Below are 16,099 nucleotides of genomic sequence, written 5' to 3'. Positions count from 1 at the left end.
ATGGGTGAAAAAGAGAAGAGCCACAGAGTTTTTCTCTGTGGCTCTCATTGATCAGGTATTAGTACCCAGAAATTCTACTTCTTGGGAAGCAGCTCTTTGAGATCTTCCACGATCTGCATAGCACCAGTGGGCCCAAGGCCTAGGAACCATACGTCATCGTTGACCTCGTGTGCCTGGCCGTTCTTTACTGCGCTGAGGTTCTTCCACGCAGCACCGTTAACGATGGCGTCTTGACCAGTCGCATCAGTCTTGCCGTAGCTGCTGTAGAAGATCACGCTGCCTTCTGCCTGGTCAATGGTCTCAGGGGAAATTTCAGTAGCTAGCTCGTCAACGTTCTGGTTCTCTGGACGGGCAAGTCCTGCGTCTTTGAGAATCACGCCGATAAGAGACTTGTTGGCGTAGAGGCGGATGCGCTTAGGCATGAAACGAACAAGGGAGACCGTAGTATCCGCTGGCACGGAGTTCTTGATGCCCTCAACCTTTGTGGCGTACTCGTTCAGCTTTGCTTCTGCTTCTTTTTCTTTGCCTAGAGCTTCGCCGACGAGGAGGAAGTTTTCTTTCCATGGGAAGCCAGGACGGATAGAGAAGACTGTCGGTGCAACCTCGGAAAGCTGGGAGTAGATTTTCTCTGCGCGCAGCTTGCTGCCCACGATCAGATCAGGCTGCAAAGCAGCGATCTCTTCTACGTTGATCTCATTGATCGTTCCCACGCTCTTCACGTCTTTTACTTTGTCCGCAAGATAGCTTGGGACGGGGTTTGCGCCCTTCGTGGTCACCATTCCCACAGGAGTGATTCCCAAGGAAAGAACGCTATCTAGCTCACCAGTGTCTAGAACGACCACGCGTTTGGGTTGTTCCTTGATCTCGGTCTCGCCCAACGCGTGCTTAACGGTGCGGGGGAACTCACCTGGGGCTGCGTCGCTACCAAGCTTTGCCGTTTCCGCGTCAGCCGTGGAAAAATGTGCGCCACCAGTGGCCACATCAGAGCTGCCTTGCCCACTGTCCTTGGATTGTTTTTCCTCAGACGAGCAGGCTGCCAGTGCAAAAACGAAGGAAATAGAGACAAGAAGAGCCAGCATCACAGCGATGCGACGGCTCCATAGGTTCAGAGATTGAGTATCTTTCACAATGAGCAGTTTAGCCTAAACTAATTGTTGTAGTTAACATAGAACAATGGTTTCGACCGCCACATCCAGTTCTAACCCGCACCGCAGTTTCTTTGTGAAGCATCCACGCAACACACAACGAACGCGCCGACCGTTAATCGCCGTAGTAGTGCTACTTGCAGTATTACTCGTAGCGGTAAGCGTCGTAAGCGTCATGGTCGGCGCGAGGCTTATCCCTCTCCCCGAGATCATCAACGCCATCCTCCACCCGGATCCCACTAATGTGTCTTCCACGATTGTGTGGGATAGGAGAATCCCCCGCACCCTCCTTGCTATTGTCGCCGGCATGTCTCTTGGCCTGGCTGGAACGCTCTCGCAAGCACTCACACGCAATCCACTGGCAGACACCGGAGCATTGGGCATTAACTCGGGTGCTGCTTTTGCCATCGTGGTAGGCATCGCTCTGTTTGGCGCGTCTTCCTCGTGGGTGTTCTTAGCGCTAGCTCTCGCGGGAGCGTGTGCCGCCGCGGCGGTGGTGTACTCGGTGGGCACTCATCGCTCAGCAACGGCAGACCCGGTCCGGTTGGTTCTAGCCGGTGTGGCCCTGAGTGCGATTCTTTCCGGAATCGGCGAGGGACTCTCTCTGGTTAACCCCCAGGCCTTTGACCGGTTAAAGAGCTGGATGGTGGGAAGCGTGGACGTCGGCACGCTTACGCCTCTAGGCATCGCTGGCGCTGGTCTTGCGTGCGGCGTTGTTCTCACGATCACGTGCGCTCATGGGCTTAATGCGCTGGCTTTGGGCGACGCCATGGCTACATCCATCGGCGCATCCACCGCGCGCATCCGTTTTATTTCCTTTATCGCTGTAGTCATCCTCGCGGCCAGCGCTACTGCCGCAGCCGGAGTCATTATCTTCCTTGGACTTATGGTTCCCCACGTTGCGCGATGGATCGTGGGACCAGACCTCCCCCGGGTGCTCACCACGTCCCTTCTTCTCGGGCCGCTTGTTCTTGTTGTAGCGGATATTGTTGGTCGCCTGATCGTTCCCGGTGAGTTTCCCGCGGGAGTGGTTGTGTCCTTTATTGGTGCACCGTTCCTCATTGCATATGCCCAAAGCAGGAAGGGGGAAATGTGATGATCCACCGCCGTTCCCTCTATACCGTGCTCATTCTGGCGTTGCTGCTGGTTCTCTCTGCAGCAGTGGCTGTTTCTCTGCCTGGCGCGGGCATCACCACCGCCAAAGTCTGGTCTGTTTTCCAAGGCAATGAATCTGGCCTTGCTCATACCATCGTCTTTTCTTGGCGAGCCCCGCGAATCGTCACAGCCCTCCTTGTCGGCGCCGCTTTAGGCATCGCAGGATCACTCTTCCAGGCTTTAACCCGAAACCCGCTGGGTTCTCCCGACATTATTGGCTTTAATACCGGCGCCTATACCGGGGTCATTCTCACCATGATGGCGGGCATGACCGGTTTCGCTTCCGTCGCTTTCGGCGCTCTCGTCGGCGGCTTAGCCACGGCCCTCGCGGTCATGGCGTTCTCCGTCCGCGTGCGTATCGACGGCCTCCGCATCATCCTGGTCGGCCTTGGCATTTCTGCAATGCTCTCGGCGTTCAACCGCTGGCTTATCACCCGTGGCGACCTCAACACCGCAATGTCCGCCGCCAGTTGGGGCTCCGGAACTCTCAACGGAATCCGTTGGTCCGCAGCCACCCCTGCTGTCATAGCGCTGGCCGTTATCGTGGCGCTTGCCCTACTCCTAGGATCGCGCATTGACATCCTCAATCTCGGCGACGATACCGCCACGGCACTGGGGCTGCCGGTCAACCGCAGCAAGCTCGTGTTGTTGGTCGTCGGAGTCCTCCTCGTCGCGATCACAACCGCCATCGCCGGGCCTATTTCTTTTATCGCGCTGGCCGCTCCACATATCGCACAACGCATTACTGCCAGCCCCCGCACTCCTTTATTAGTCTCTGCACTCACCGGAGCGACGTTGCTCCTTGTTGCAGACATCATCGCCCAGCGGGCATTCTCCCCCGTTCAACTTCCCGTGGGACTAGTCACCGTGGTTATCGGCGGCATTTATCTACTCACGCTCATCGCCTCAGCTTCTCGACGCGCCTAAGGATTCCCATGCATACACCCAACAGCTCCTCCACAGCCGCTAGCTCCGCGCTTCGCACAGAAAATGTCACCCTCAGCTGGGATAAGCACGTGGTGAGCACCGACCTGAGCGTCGATATCCCCGCCGGAAAGTTCACGGCAATCATCGGCCCTAACGGATGCGGAAAATCAACATTGCTTAAAAGCTGCGCCCGCATTCTCGCCCCGGATACCGGCTCTATGTATCTCCACGGGCACGACCTCACCCACCTGCACACCAAGGAGATAGCCAAGCAACTCGCGCTTCTCCCCCAGAGCACCATCACCCCCGCCGACATCACCGTAGAAGAGCTCGTCCGCCGCGGGCGATTCCCCCACCACAATTGGTTGCATCAGTGGACCAAGGAAGACACTCGGGCCGTCGATGCCGCGCTCAGTGCCGCCAGCGTGAAAGAACTCACGCACAAGCGCGTCACTGATTTATCTGGCGGTCAGCGCCAGCGCGTGTGGCTTGCCATGGTTCTCGCCCAGAACACCCCCACCGTGCTTCTCGACGAACCCACCACCTTCCTAGACATCGCCCACCAGTACCAGCTCCTTGAGCTAGCGCGTTCCCTGACAACCCAGCTCAATCGCACTGTCGTCGCGGTACTCCACGATCTCCAGCAAGCCGTCCGCTACGCCGACCATCTGATTGTTATGAAAAATGGAAGCGTCGTAGCCACAGGATCCCCCAAAGACGTGATCAGCGCAGAGCTCATATCCGAGGTCTTTAACATCACCGTTCGTACCACGCTTATCGACGACCAACTCATCGTCATCCCAACCGAATTGCCAGCGCCAAACGTCGCAATGATGCAGGACTAGGGCCTCCCTCACGCTACGGGAGACCCTAGAATGCGATGCCGACTTGGTGGTGTCTAAACTCACCACGGATTATCTGCGGCAGTGGCCAAGTGATGGGTATCGGAGTGTTTATCTACCCACGTCTTGATGGCCTTGAAAGAGTTTTCAGTGTCTGCGTGGCGATAGAAGTGGGTCACTTTAAAACCAAAGATCATTCCGTCTACGTGGGCTTTCCCTAGGAGGTCATTGACGCGATCATCCTGACCTGTAGTGATTGTCCACCCAAAAGTTTTACCGAGTTGTCCTTGGTCGCGAGCTTCACTGGATTTACGCAGTTGATCACATGTCTTGTTTCCGTCGCCGTAGCAATTACCAAACCCTTGGTTGATGTCGTAATACCCATAGTCGGCGATTTTTTGTTTGGTCAGGATCTTATCTCCCGCTTTTGCAAAATCATTCAGCACGTCGCGCGTCGGACCACTGAGCGCTACCGCCTCTTTATCGCGCAGGTCAGAAGTGATTGTCTTCCACCCTGGTCCACCAACCGTCTTATAGAACCCATACAGCACTCGAACACCTGCCGGTTCCAGGTATTTGCGTGCTAAGTCGCGCAGCGCGTTAATGGAACACACGCTATCAGGGTCTGTGCAGTAGTCAGGATTCTTAATATCGAGCCAGGTAAAAGTGATATTTGCTCCCTGCTTCCGCTTTTCGGCGATATGTTTAAAAATTGCCTCTGCGGTAGCTCCCGCGCTGGTGGGGATACCATCATGGTCCGCCCACCAGCCCCCACGCCATGCCGTGAAGTCAATTTCGAGTGCATTCGCGCCAATTGCGACTGCATCGTCTACGCCTTGGGTAGTGAGGACCCGGTGAGCAATCGCATAAACGGGTCGGTTTCCTGTGGAAGCTGCGTCATGTGAAACAGGCGTTGCTACCGCATTTCCTACAGGAAGTAAGATTCCCATAATTATAGATAAGAATAAAACAACTTTTTTCTTCATCGTTCATCCCTCTACATTCGGTGCGTGACAACCAAGAGGACATCGCACCATCGTTTGCGGATAGATTTTTCACGGAGAGATGTTCAAAAATATTCTCTGACCAGTATGAACAACTTGCTCCATACCCCCATTGTGAAACTTAAGCCAAAATAAAATCAATGGTTATTGCCTGTAACTATGGCTCATATAATTTTTAGTAAATTGACAGAAAGTGGGAGAGAATGGACTTCTACTAACAGAAGTCAGGACGCGCGACAAAAGGTTAGTGCTATCAATCAGGCACTATGCGCAGACAAGAAACGCGTAAAAATGGGTCAAACTGACCAAAGATGTAGCCTTAAAGGCCAAAAAGTGTGTCCAATATTGCCGTTTTTAGGCTATGTGTAGCAGATTTAAAGCTGCTAATTATAAATTATGGCCTCACATCCATATGGACATCACTGCGATATATGCGGCAGTGATGTCAAAAAGAACGGCAAGACATCCGCAGGGAAAACCCGGTACCGATGTACAGGATGCGGAGCGTCGTCGACAGCAACGCGGTCCGGAACGCTGCATCAAAGACAGATGAAAGCGTTTATATCGTGGATCTTAGGGGGCAAACCACGTGATAAAAGCGATGTTTCACGAACCCAACGCCGTTTAATGTCGTGGTGCTGGCAAGTTCCCGTTCCACAGCCGTATATGGAAGACAAAGCGTGCATTTTAGTGATGAATGAAGGCACGTTTTTTCAGTCATGGTGTCTCGTCGTGGCCTATAACAGCACTCATGTACTGGGATGGCAGTGGGTAAGCAAAGACGATAAAACCACTTGTGTGCAGGTATATACCTATTTTCCGCGACCAAGTGCTGCGGTTATCAGTGGAGATGAATCCACGGCTCAGGCGATTCAATCTCTATGGCCGGGGATACCAATGCGCCGGTGCTTATCCAGTATCAAAGAAAGCGTTAATCAGAAGATTTCACACACATCTCATACACAGCCTGCGATAGAGATCAAAAACCTGACTGATTCCCTTAGTTACGTTTACACCTCCGAGCAGGCACAACTGTGGCTTGATCGCTATAACACGTGGGAAACTACCTGGAAAGAACTGCTGAAACATCGCACCGATTCTCCCAACACTAATCACAATGAAAACAGTTGTGGCTGGCAGTGGACATATAAAGAATTGCGGTCGATCCGCTTAATGTATAGGACTTTGATCAAAAAAGAAGAGCTCTTCTTTCAGTTCACAGCACCCGCTATTCCTCTCAGTGATACAGCTTTGCCCTGCCAAACTTCGCTTCTGGGAGACGACCTCAGCGCGGACATTAAAAAACTCTTCCACACCCATCGCGGCATCAACCACGAACATGCCCGACGCATGGTGGAGTGGTATCTGAATAGTAAAACTGAGTCTCCTTTTATACCCGAGCGCATTATCAAACACGACCACTGGGAATGATCGATATTTCGCCCTGTCAGCACATACAGAGACGTGGCCTCTTCACAGAAGTGTGAGAGACCACGTCTTAGGAACCTTATGCAAACAGCACTTTGGTCTTTTCTAACCAATCCGAGCGCTCTTGCACCGCAGGTACGTTAATATGCTCCGCCGAGGTGTGCAGCTCAGCGCTGCAGTGATGGATCTGAACACGCGCAGTATCGCGTTTAGCGCCAGAAAGATCGCACGCAGGGATGCGATGAAGCACATCGACGTCCGTAGTAGCTCCTAAATAGAACGGGAACGCCGGCGCGAAAGCCTTACGTCCTAAATAGGTGCTGAACTTCGGCGCGCGTAACGCATCACGCAGTAGCTCACCATGCGTATCCGATGCGACTTCAACGATAAATTCAGCTTCTGCCAGGTAGGTCCGCTGGATAATACTTGTCATTCCGCGCCCATCAGGAGTTAAACGAGTTGTCTTAGCGCTGGGTCGTTTTCCCGTCGCCAAGATCAGACGCTCACGGAACAGCATCTCCTCTTCATGGGCTGACACCGTTTGAAAATCATCCACGAACTTTCCAGGATGATCCACACGAACCCGAAAGTTAAGACGATTAAGCCAATCGGGCCACTCGTCACGTCGATAGCCACAAGCACCCGCGATGAGACCAACTAATGCAGAATGCGTGGGGATCGGCCCCGTTCGTACAAAGTTTCCCGTTACAGCGGGCCCTGCCCATGACTGCAACGGTCCAGCTAATCGTAGATATACCGAGGTAGTTGTCATACGATCACCAGTTAACGCTGAATCCAGGCAACAACTTCGTCGATAAAACCATTCTTGTCAGCATACTTAGCACCAGCAAAGAATTCAGATACCTCAGGGTAGGTTCCGGAAACTACCTGGGTTTCCCCAAAGTTATCTGCGTCGAAAGCCCTGGCAGAGTCATACTGGCGTTTCAGCTCTTCCAAGGTCGGCTTGAGGTAGCCGCCTTCACGAGTATCCGCTTGTACCGGTGACTCAAAATCATAAGCACAGCGATAGGATTGTTCTTCCGCCAAGATCAGAGCAGGTTGGACAAAAGGCGCCGTTGAGTGTTGTTTTCCGCGCGGAAGTCCGTAAATGATCGCGTTTACTAACGCAGCAAGGTTTTCTTTTGCGTCTTCGCGATCCAAACCAGTCCAGCTTTCGCGCAATTGTTCTTTATCAATTGTCACTGTCCGATAGAAAACACCGGTGGTGTACTGTGACACGCCAAGATAGGTTGCTCCCGTATCGCGGTTTCGTTCACGAATATCATCGACCGTAGAGAAATAATCCGTAGCAATCGTCACGCCGTGGGTAGTTACCGCAGGTGAAACGCTCAGAGCAGCCTCGGTCCCCTTCTGCGGAGCAGCCGCGAACATGCGGCCAAAGGCAGCGATAGCCAGCGAACCTGTCCGGCCGTCCTCGATAAAGTCTTTCTTCTCTGCTTGTTCAACCACGCTCACAGCGGCGGCTTCTAGTTCCTCAGCGCTGAGCCAAATCGAACGATCCGATTCACCTTCAGATTCATTAGCCTCGGCAACCTTTGTCAAGGTACCAATGATCTTCTTCACTGCTTTTTCTAGCGCTTTAGTGTCTGCCTCCGGAGCAAGTACTTTCGCCCTTTCAAGCACATCGTCCGCGATACGACCTGAACGCACCGAGGTGTCCAAAGACGCATCCTCGTACTTAGTGCGAATTCCCTTTTTAATGGACTGGGAGCTTAATAGTGCACATGTCACTCCGCCTCGACGAACATTCTTCGGTGTACCAGAATCGTCACGGTTGAGGTTGGAGTAAGGAACAGAAGCAACAACATGAATAGTGAGATGACGAGACATTACTTTTCTCCTTCGGAAGAGCTTTGTGGATCAGTGTTTTCTTTTTGCTTGGTGCTGTAAAAATCGCGCAAGACGCTGAGCCGATGCTTTGTCGACGCGTCTGTAAACCCATTTCCCCAGTACCAGAAAAGCTCGACAAATTGGTAGGGATTCAACTTGATAGCCATGTTTTTTCTATCGGCAAATGCCATAATGCGACGCAAAGAAGAAATTGCTTCTTCCAGATCCTGCGTATGCAGGTATTTGATTCGAGACGCCACCATAGAGTCGGGTTCTGACTGCCCTTGTTTACCGTCAAAGGCAACACGGTTCACCCATTGACTTACCGATGAAGCTGTAGCTTTTTCACCGCTGGAAACAATATCCGGATACTCAGCCAACGCTGCCATGCAACGCAGCAAAGCGGTCCTTTGCGCTTCTGAGGCTTTTTCCCCTAGAAACGGCAGAACATACGAGTAAGCACGGAACTCCGTATAGATTCCAGATCCGGCACGAAGTGCCGATCGCTTGGCTCGAAACTCCTTATCCTTCTTTCTCTGTGCAAACTCGGCCACCAAAGGCGTCCATGGTTGCTTAGGTCTATTAGTTGTCACTTCTGATCACCTTCATTTGCCTCTGCAATCGTGCTTGCCAAATAAGAATGGATGCGTCGACGCACTTCATAGGCCTGGCTGGGATTCTGTAGCAGATAGGGTTCAAGGACCATATCGAATGCTTTTTGAGCAGTCCTAACGGCGTCTTTTTCCAATTCCTTGAGAGTCTTTTTCGCTTGAGCGCGAACTTCTTTCCTTGTCTCATCTCCAGACACTTGTTCTGTGAAATAGAGGATGAATTCCTCGTATATCGGTGCGATTTCCCGCCAAAAAGTCTCGTTCATCTTTGGCCGCTCGCTGGCCAGATTATCTAATACTCTTCGCCCTCTATCGCGGTCGCTCTTGTTCTCTCGTCTAAACGGACTCAACACGATATTTCTCAGTGAGAGCATAAAGTCTGCTTTGCCCCGCACTTGTTTCTGCAGAGCTCCGGTGGGGTCAAAGACCCACTGCTGCTTTCGAGCTTGAGAAACCACCGACTCACGGATCATCGCAGAGGAAGCATTGCCACCTATCTGGTGCCTGATAAACAATAATGAGTCTTCTTTTTTAAAATCGACTCTTAATGCGCGACCGCGCACTCTCTCATCTAATGCGGTGGACAAGTCTTCTGCAACCCACTCCACAGCTAGTTCTGTGAGGTCACGGCTTAAATCAAGGCGCTTTGCTTTTAAAGCTCCGCCCTTATCAGGTTGATAGAAGTAGAAAGGATCCTCGGTATTTCTTTGATCCCACCATTCTTTCCTAGCCTCGGGCTTGCTTCCCATCTCAAGGGCATACCATTCTGGAGGAATTCCGCCTATGCCCACCCCGATTAGAGTTTCTCCGTCCCAACAACATGCTGCAGTATTAGAACTCCACGTTGCACGCCATAAAGGATGCATTTCCCCATTGGGTTTTCGAGATTCAGCGCCTGTTCGATCTAGCCAAGCAGGCAATCCGCCTGGTTCGCACCATTCCAGTGGAATGGACTTCAGTAAAGATAGCAGTGGCGTTTTAGATTCAATGATGAATTCCGTGGCCGTGTTTCCACCGCCAAGGAACCTGATACCTGGTGATCCGTTGAGACACTTTGCGCCATCGTATTTCGAGTTTCCGGTAAACGAATACATGGAGAAAACCATCAACGCAACAATCGCGTCTACAGCTTCCAGGGATTCGGGCTTTAATTTCTCTAAGTTCCAATAAATCTGGGATTTTTCACTGGGGGCAGTTGGCGATAATTTCCAAGCAGGATCTTTCCCCGGTCCCACATACCGAGCGGTATCCTTCGGGTTTTCCCCCTCCAAAAGAGGGCGTTGGAAAAAAAGATTTTTCCCCTCAGTCAAACTTATTTTTGATCCTAAATCATCAAGTATTTGAGATATAAATTCTGGATCAAGACTCAGTTCAGAGCCACTTTCCACCTCCTCTAGAAGTGAAGGATCGCGTTGCACTATCACCGCAGTGAGTGAGGCAAGTAATCGCCAAATCGCCCCATATTCATATCCAGGAATGGAAAGATCTAAATGGAGAGATTCTTCATGACTGGAATGAAAAAACTCTTCTACAGTCATGGGTCCCTTATTAGTTTTTACGAATGGAAAGTCTTTAAAAACATTGCTTTTCATGGTCCCCTTCCTTCAACTTTAATTTCTTAAAACTTGATACCTAAAATTTAACAGTCTGATAAAGTTGAAACAAGAGAGAAGAAGCACCCTACCCCCGCAAAACGCGAGGAAAAGCCAAACCCGAAAATATAACAGGAACTACCCCCGCAGAACGCGAGGAATCATTGGCCAAGGCGCTTCTTCCCTCATCGATGCTATACAGAAAGAGGTCTACCATGCCAAACACTATTTATTGGACGCATTTCCCAGCACATATCGCCCTCAACAAATCACTCGTTTTGGGCGATTCCGCTGCACAAGATTCAAAAAACAAGCCTCGCTGGGACGTAGACGACCCAGTCTTCCGACACAGAGCGGTCATGGCACTTTTCCCGAAACATCAATCGGACAACGCTCGAACTGATTCCAATATCCTCTTCCGGTTGGAGATTCTCCCAGGACAAGAGCCATATTTTTTCGTGCAGTCGTCAATTGAACCTTCTAATCGCAATCTTGATAACCATATTAAAATTCGCCAGGTTGACCTGGTGTCTCCAGAAGCCGGAACTCCCATAGAGTTCAGACTCTCCATTAACGCAGTACGGCGCAAAACCATCGACGCCACAGAAAACACAAAGAGAAAAATAAAAACCACGTGTTTGTCATTAAAGGCACTCGACTCAGACCCAACTGAAACGGCAGCCGGACAGTGGGTGAAAGAAAAGCTCTCTCCCGCTTTAGAAAATATCGACATCGTTCGCCATGGCCGGCAGGTCTTAGGGGCAAACCGGAACGGCGAGAAGACTAGTAACAGAACAGTTCAGGTGGACACGATTGATGGATTCGCCCATGTAAAAGATCCGGCGGAACTGCAAAAGATACTCATTCACGGCATAGGTCGTGCAAAGTCTTATGGCTGTGGGATGCTCACTTTCCGTCCGATATAGAAAAGCGATCAGAGCAAACAATGACCAACGCAGTCGCCAACCACCATGTCTTGTGGGCTAAGTTTGATAATGTGTCGGAGCCTTATCCGCTTCTCGCACACCTTCTGGATACCGCTACCGCAGCCACGTGCCTTTTCAATCATTGGCTGCGGAAAGGACTACGGGACCGACTTTCTACAGAACTCGGGCCCGATGCGGAAAAAATCCTTGGTTTTGTGGCAGGAATCCATGATCTAGGAAAAGCTAATCCCTACTTTCAGGCCCAAAGAAGAAATAAAAAAGAGGAATGGATAACGCTGCGCGACGCTATTCAAAAAGCAGGTTTTCCTCTCAGCAACGGTACCTCTGCTCTTTTTGAAGAAACTAAAGAAAAACGTCGGCATGAGAACATAACGCTTTCCATTCTGGGCTGGGAAATCACTAAGTTCTTACAAGTCAAAGATGTATGGCCCCAGCTTGCCATTATCGGACACCACGGCAATTTTTCAGCTCCGGGGTTCCTCAGCGATGAGGATGACTTAGAAGATATAGAGGATATCTTCGACGACAACGGCTGGAGCCCAACGCATGAGCTCTTGGTGTCTTCCTTGCTCCAAGCTGTCGGACTGGAAAAACAGCCCGAGATTAAGCACATTAGCCCAGCTTCTGCGATTCTGATCAGTGGCTTAGTAGTTTTGGCGGACCGAATCGCATCGCAATCAGAGATGGCATCTGATGGTCTGCAAGCGCTACAAAAGGAAGAGCTATTTTTCCACCAACCGGAAAAGTGGATCGCTAACAGAAAGGCATTCTGTCGCGAGATCATAGAAAACACGGTGGGAACATATCACCCTTGGGAATCAGAAGCAGCTGGAATACGCGCAGTTCTTGGCGATTATGAACCACGCTTTACACAGAAAGCAGCACTCAACGCCGGTGATGGTCTCTTCAACGTCATGGAGACTACGGGAGCAGGAAAAACGGAAACCGCCTTATTGCGCCATGTTAAACGTAAAGAAAGGCTGTTATTCTTCCTCCCCACGCAAGCCACAACCAACGCGATCATGGAGCGTATTGGGAAAATTTTCGACGGCACGCCTAACGTCGCTTCGCTTGCTCACGGACTCGCCGTCACCGAAGATTTTTATGCCCATCCCATCGTCCCAGTACAAGGTTCTTCAGACGACGCTAATTACAAAGATAACGGCGGACTCTACCCCACAGAGTTTGTGCGCTCCGCTGGCACACCTCGGCTCCTAGCCCCTGTCTGCGTTGGAACCATCGACCAAGCATTGATGGGCGCCCTTCCGTCAAAGTTTAACCACCTCCGTTTATTAGCCCTCGCCAACGCCCATGTGGTGGTCGATGAAGTTCATACGATGGATCAGTATCAGTCAGAACTTATGTCTGGTCTTTTAGAATGGTGGTCTGCTACCGATACTCCGGTCACCCTCCTCACCGCAACAATGCCTGCATGGCAAAGAGAAAAATTCCATCTCTCTTACACCGGAAAAGAACCACACTTTAAGGGAGTCTTTCCTTCTCTAGAAGGCTGGTCGACACCTAGTAAGAACACAGAAACCAGCCAGGAAAACATCCCCATTGAGGCTTTCACCATCCCAATCCACATAGACAAAATTGCACACAATGAGATTGTGGATTCTCACGTGCAGTGGGCTATCAAGCAGAGGAAACTTTTTCCACAAGCACGGATTGGCATTATCTGCAATACGGTTGGTCGCGCGCAATCCATTGCAGAAGCTCTAGCCCATGAGTCACCGATTGTCTTGCATTCTCGTATGACCGCGGGGCATCGCAAAGAAGCAGCAACAAAGTTAGAACAAGCAATCGGCAAAAAAGGAACAGCAACCGCCACCCTTGTTATTGGTACACAAGCAATCGAGGCATCTCTTGATATTGACCTCGATCTGCTCCGAACCGAGCTATGCCCGGCTCCCTCTCTTATTCAACGCGCAGGAAGATTGTGGCGACGTCTCGATCCACAAAGGGAGGTACGTGTCCCAGGGATGGTGGGGAAAAAGCTCACCATTGCAGTAGTGGATTCACCTAGTACAGGACAGACTCTCCCCTATCTACGCTCGCAGTTGTACAGGGTGGAATCATGGCTCAAACAAAGAGACCGGATTGAGTTCCCTGCTGATATTCAGGATTTCATTGATGCGACTACGCCTGGGTTGCAAGAACTCTTCCAAAAAGTGTCATTACCGGAAGATTGTGGCTCTGCTGAAGAACGCGAAACTCTCGCCGATGATTATCTCAACGAGGTTGCCTCTTGGGTCACCAAACAGCGCCAAGCAGGTACGTCACGTATTGATTTTGCAAAGCATGGGAAACCACGACAGGTTTTAGCCTCTGATTGCGTAGTAGAGGATTTTCTTCAGATCACTTCTGCAAACGATCTGGAAGAAAGCGCTACTCGACTCATCGATTGTTCGAGCATCTCGGCGATTCTTTGCGATCCTACGGGGACGATTCCTGGCGCGTGGACAGATAGCGTCGAAAAGCTTATAGCAATTCCAGCTGAAGATAGAGAGTCTCTCCGTAGGGCACTCCGTGCGTCTATCTCGATACCCCAATCAAAGAAATTTCTCCCGATCACCAGCAGGGAGATCCCGCTATCAGAGGCAAAAACCCTGCTCTCCGGCTATTCAGCCGTACATATCCAGCCTGACGAATATGACCTCCAGAGCGGTTTGAAAGGCCCACAAAAGTGAGTTATTCCAATGAAGCCCTCGCCTTTTCCACTATCCCAGCTTCTGAACAAATCAGGCTCGAAGACAGAGTATCTTTTCTGTATCTCGAATACTGCCTAATCAGACAAGACAGAACAGGGGTTATCGCTGTAAGCCGTGGCGACGAAAAAGCCCCTGCCGAGTTGAAAGATCTCCCGATCAAAGCTCGGATCCAACTTCCTGTAGGAGGGCTTGCGGTGCTCATGTTGGGTCCAGGAACTAGCATAAGTCAGCCTGCCGCTACCTCCTGTGCGCGAGCAGGTGTCTCCGTCTTATTTACTGGTGGCGGTGGTGTTCAAGCATATAGTTTGTCCACCCCACTTACGTCCTCTGCACGATGGGCCATCGCGCAAGCACGTCTTGCATCAAATGAAGCCAAACAACGGACAGCTGCCCGAATCCTATACAAACGACAACTAGGCATAGAAGAAATAGAAGCAGACTCCATCGCAGTTATGCGTGGCATTGAAGGCCGGACCATCAGAAACCTATACAAAAGGCTCAGTGCTCAACATAAGATCAAAAATTTTAAGCGCGATACTAACGCCACTGATCCTGTGAACACCAACCTTAACCTGGGAAATTCCATCCTTTACGGATGTGCCGCCTCGGCATGCGCAGCGCTAGGAATTAACCCAGCTCTAGGGATCATTCACCGCGGAGATATCCGATCCCTCCTCTTTGACCTCGCCGACCTCTATAAACCAACACTCACAATCCCCGCTGCTTTCAAATGCGCTAATAACGACGACGATGGTTCCGAGTTTAGAAGACTCGTGCGAAGCGAAATCGTGAATCAGGACCGCCTCAAAAACATGATCCACATTATGATGGAGATCCTCACTCCACATCTCCCCGAGCGTACCGACGACCGCCTCATCGGCGGAAGAAACCACGAAGTCCCAGGGCACACACAATATGGTGGTAAATAAATGTTTGCGGTCATCCAAGGGCATAACCTTCCGAACCACCTCAACGGCTACCTCAGTCGCTTCCTTTCCGAAGTAGACGCAGGTCTTTATGTAGGAGTTCTATCCAGAACCGTCATGGAAAACCTTTGGGAAAAATGCCAATCCGTAGACCTAGCAGGATCTCTTACTCTGATTCACCCACAATATGATGCTGAGCAAGGGTTCAGAATCCGCACAACAGGAAAACAACGGCGCCCCGTCGTTGATTTTGATGGCCTTTTCCTCTCTGCTCGTGGTCTAATAGAAGACGTGCGTTTTGCTGACCCCTTGGATGAAGCCGATGCAATTATTCCAGACGAAGTTTTGGAGGATTTTTGCCCGGAGAGTGAGTAAACGCGCAGGTTATTTAGTCTTTTCTCCGCGTATGCGGAGGTAGTTCCGCTCAGGGGCTAAGGCCCGCGCGGAATTGCTCCTTTTCTCCGCGTATGCGGAGGTAGTTCCCACCAGCTGATGATTCTTTTCGCCCCACACGTCTTTTCTCCGCGTATGCGGAGGTAGTTCCTGCCGTTGTCGCCGGCGAATCACAAAGATATTCTTTTCTCCGCGTATGCGGAGGTAGTTCCGGCACTGCCGTCCAGCTGATCCTGCGCAAAGTCTTTTCTCCGCGTATGCGGAGGTAGTTCCACCGGTGGAGGAATGGCGCGAGGCTATGGCCGCTTTTCTCCGCGTATGCGGAGGTAGTTCCGTGAATACGCTGATCGTACCGTTTATGAGCTTCTTTTCTCCGCGTATGCGGAGGTAGTTCCAGTCGCCGCTGTCGGTCATGTTGGTGATGATCCTTTTCTCCGCGTATGCGGAGGTAGTTCCTCGACGAATACGAGTGGGGATATACCGATGAGCTTTTCTCCGCGTATGCGGAGGTAGTTCCATCATCGTCTGGCCAGTAGCCCCCGTCCACCACTTTTCTCCGCGTAT

The 16,099-nt window shown here is 51.1% G+C and carries 14 protein-coding genes and 1 CRISPR repeat array (1 of these 15 cut by a window edge); of the genes, 8 read left to right on the top strand and 6 right to left on the bottom strand.

The window, feature by feature from the left end:
• Positions 1–74: 74 nt before the first annotated feature.
• Complete coding sequence (locus tag CKV68_RS06775; protein WP_095075868.1) at positions 75–1,127, bottom strand: ABC transporter substrate-binding protein; 1,053 nt, start codon at positions 1,125–1,127, stop codon at positions 75–77.
• Positions 1,128–1,173: 46 nt separating this feature from the next.
• Between CKV68_RS06775 and CKV68_RS06770 the strand changes: the two genes are divergently transcribed.
• Genes CKV68_RS06770 through CKV68_RS06760 form a run of 3 tightly spaced genes read left to right on the top strand, consistent with a single transcriptional unit; the run spans position 1,174 to position 4,072 of the window.
• A complete protein-coding gene (locus CKV68_RS06770; protein ID WP_014525100.1) occupies positions 1,174–2,241 on the top strand; it encodes an iron chelate uptake ABC transporter family permease subunit in 1,068 nt (355 codons plus the stop codon).
• Positions 2,241–3,227, top strand: coding sequence for a FecCD family ABC transporter permease (locus tag CKV68_RS06765; protein WP_095075867.1), 987 nt, complete (start codon positions 2,241–2,243; stop codon positions 3,225–3,227). The genes CKV68_RS06770 and CKV68_RS06765 overlap by 1 nt, the downstream gene beginning before the upstream one ends.
• Positions 3,228–3,235: 8 nt before the next feature.
• Complete coding sequence (locus CKV68_RS06760; protein WP_095075866.1) at positions 3,236–4,072, top strand: ABC transporter ATP-binding protein; 837 nt, start codon at positions 3,236–3,238, stop codon at positions 4,070–4,072.
• A 59-nt stretch (positions 4,073–4,131) separates the two neighbouring features.
• Here CKV68_RS06760 and pld read toward each other — a convergent pair whose 3' ends face one another.
• A complete protein-coding gene (gene pld / locus CKV68_RS06755) occupies positions 4,132–5,055 on the bottom strand; it encodes a phospholipase D Pld (RefSeq protein ID WP_095075865.1) in 924 nt (307 codons plus the stop codon).
• Between the two features lie 414 nt (positions 5,056–5,469).
• Here pld and CKV68_RS06750 point away from each other — a divergent pair, with 414 nt between their 5' ends.
• A complete protein-coding gene (locus CKV68_RS06750) occupies positions 5,470–6,504 on the top strand; it encodes an IS1/IS1595 family N-terminal zinc-binding domain-containing protein (RefSeq protein WP_095075864.1) in 1,035 nt (344 codons plus the stop codon).
• Between the two features lie 76 nt (positions 6,505–6,580).
• Here CKV68_RS06750 and cas5e read toward each other — a convergent pair whose 3' ends face one another.
• Genes cas5e through CKV68_RS06730 form a run of 4 tightly spaced genes read right to left on the bottom strand, consistent with a single transcriptional unit; the run spans position 6,581 to position 10,501 of the window.
• Positions 6,581–7,273 (bottom strand): type I-E CRISPR-associated protein Cas5/CasD, encoded by a 693-nt coding sequence (gene cas5e, locus CKV68_RS06745; RefSeq protein WP_095075863.1) that lies wholly within the window; start codon positions 7,271–7,273, stop codon positions 6,581–6,583.
• 11 nt (positions 7,274–7,284) lie between these two features.
• Positions 7,285–8,352: a type I-E CRISPR-associated protein Cas7/Cse4/CasC gene (gene cas7e / locus CKV68_RS06740; protein WP_013910445.1), complete on the bottom strand. Its 1,068-nt coding sequence runs from the start codon at positions 8,350–8,352 to the stop codon at positions 7,285–7,287.
• Entirely contained in the window at positions 8,352–8,945 is a 594-nt protein-coding gene (locus tag CKV68_RS06735; RefSeq protein WP_095075862.1) for a type I-E CRISPR-associated protein Cse2/CasB, read from the bottom strand. Before CKV68_RS06735 ends, cas7e begins: the two co-directional genes overlap by 1 nt.
• Positions 8,942–10,501 (bottom strand): type I-E CRISPR-associated protein Cse1/CasA, encoded by a 1,560-nt coding sequence (locus CKV68_RS06730; RefSeq protein WP_231910419.1) that lies wholly within the window; start codon positions 10,499–10,501, stop codon positions 8,942–8,944. Before CKV68_RS06730 ends, CKV68_RS06735 begins: the two co-directional genes overlap by 4 nt.
• A 269-nt stretch (positions 10,502–10,770) precedes the next feature.
• Here CKV68_RS06730 and cas6e point away from each other — a divergent pair, with 269 nt between their 5' ends.
• Genes cas6e through cas2e form a run of 4 tightly spaced genes read left to right on the top strand, consistent with a single transcriptional unit; the run spans position 10,771 to position 15,517 of the window.
• On the top strand, positions 10,771–11,481 hold the full coding sequence (gene cas6e / locus CKV68_RS06725) for a type I-E CRISPR-associated protein Cas6/Cse3/CasE (RefSeq protein WP_029975040.1): 711 nt from the start codon (positions 10,771–10,773) through the stop codon (positions 11,479–11,481).
• 20 nt (positions 11,482–11,501) lie between these two features.
• Complete coding sequence (locus CKV68_RS06720) at positions 11,502–14,195, top strand: CRISPR-associated helicase/endonuclease Cas3 (RefSeq protein WP_095075860.1); 2,694 nt, start codon at positions 11,502–11,504, stop codon at positions 14,193–14,195.
• Positions 14,192–15,145 (top strand): type I-E CRISPR-associated endonuclease Cas1e, encoded by a 954-nt coding sequence (gene cas1e / locus CKV68_RS06715; RefSeq protein WP_095075859.1) that lies wholly within the window; start codon positions 14,192–14,194, stop codon positions 15,143–15,145. Before CKV68_RS06720 ends, cas1e begins: the two co-directional genes overlap by 4 nt.
• Positions 15,146–15,517 carry a type I-E CRISPR-associated endoribonuclease Cas2e gene (cas2e, locus tag CKV68_RS06710; RefSeq protein ID WP_095075858.1) on the top strand — a complete coding sequence of 124 codons (372 nt, stop codon included), beginning with the start codon at positions 15,146–15,148 and terminating at the stop codon, positions 15,515–15,517. It begins immediately after the preceding gene.
• A gap of 18 nt (positions 15,518–15,535) precedes the next feature.
• Positions 15,536–16,099: direct repeats of the CRISPR family, unit length 29 nt; unit sequence CTTTTCTCCGCGTATGCGGAGGTAGTTCC (it continues 380 nt past the right edge of the window).

The organism is Corynebacterium ulcerans (assembly GCF_900187135.1).
In the GTDB taxonomy this organism is placed as follows: domain Bacteria; phylum Actinomycetota; class Actinomycetes; order Mycobacteriales; family Mycobacteriaceae; genus Corynebacterium; species Corynebacterium ulcerans.
The sequence above is the reverse complement of the archived record's forward strand: the minus strand, read 5'-3'. Positions and strand labels throughout refer to the sequence as shown.

Coding starts and splice junctions, on each gene's coding strand:
- CKV68_RS06720 (WP_095075860.1), top strand. CDS start 11,502: ATGACCAACGCAGTCGCCAACCACCATGTCTTGTGGGCTAAGTTTGAT.
- CKV68_RS06760 (WP_095075866.1), top strand. CDS start 3,236: ATGCATACACCCAACAGCTCCTCCACAGCCGCTAGCTCCGCGCTTCGC.
- CKV68_RS06750 (WP_095075864.1), top strand. CDS start 5,470: ATGGCCTCACATCCATATGGACATCACTGCGATATATGCGGCAGTGAT.
- cas7e (WP_013910445.1), bottom strand. CDS start 8,352: ATGTCTCGTCATCTCACTATTCATGTTGTTGCTTCTGTTCCTTACTCC.
- cas2e (WP_095075858.1), top strand. CDS start 15,146: ATGTTTGCGGTCATCCAAGGGCATAACCTTCCGAACCACCTCAACGGC.
- CKV68_RS06730 (WP_231910419.1), bottom strand. CDS start 10,501: ATGACTGTAGAAGAGTTTTTTCATTCCAGTCATGAAGAATCTCTCCAT.
- CKV68_RS06765 (WP_095075867.1), top strand. CDS start 2,241: ATGATCCACCGCCGTTCCCTCTATACCGTGCTCATTCTGGCGTTGCTG.
- pld (WP_095075865.1), bottom strand. CDS start 5,055: ATGAAGAAAAAAGTTGTTTTATTCTTATCTATAATTATGGGAATCTTA.
- cas5e (WP_095075863.1), bottom strand. CDS start 7,273: ATGACAACTACCTCGGTATATCTACGATTAGCTGGACCGTTGCAGTCA.
- cas6e (WP_029975040.1), top strand. CDS start 10,771: ATGCCAAACACTATTTATTGGACGCATTTCCCAGCACATATCGCCCTC.
- CKV68_RS06770 (WP_014525100.1), top strand. CDS start 1,174: ATGGTTTCGACCGCCACATCCAGTTCTAACCCGCACCGCAGTTTCTTT.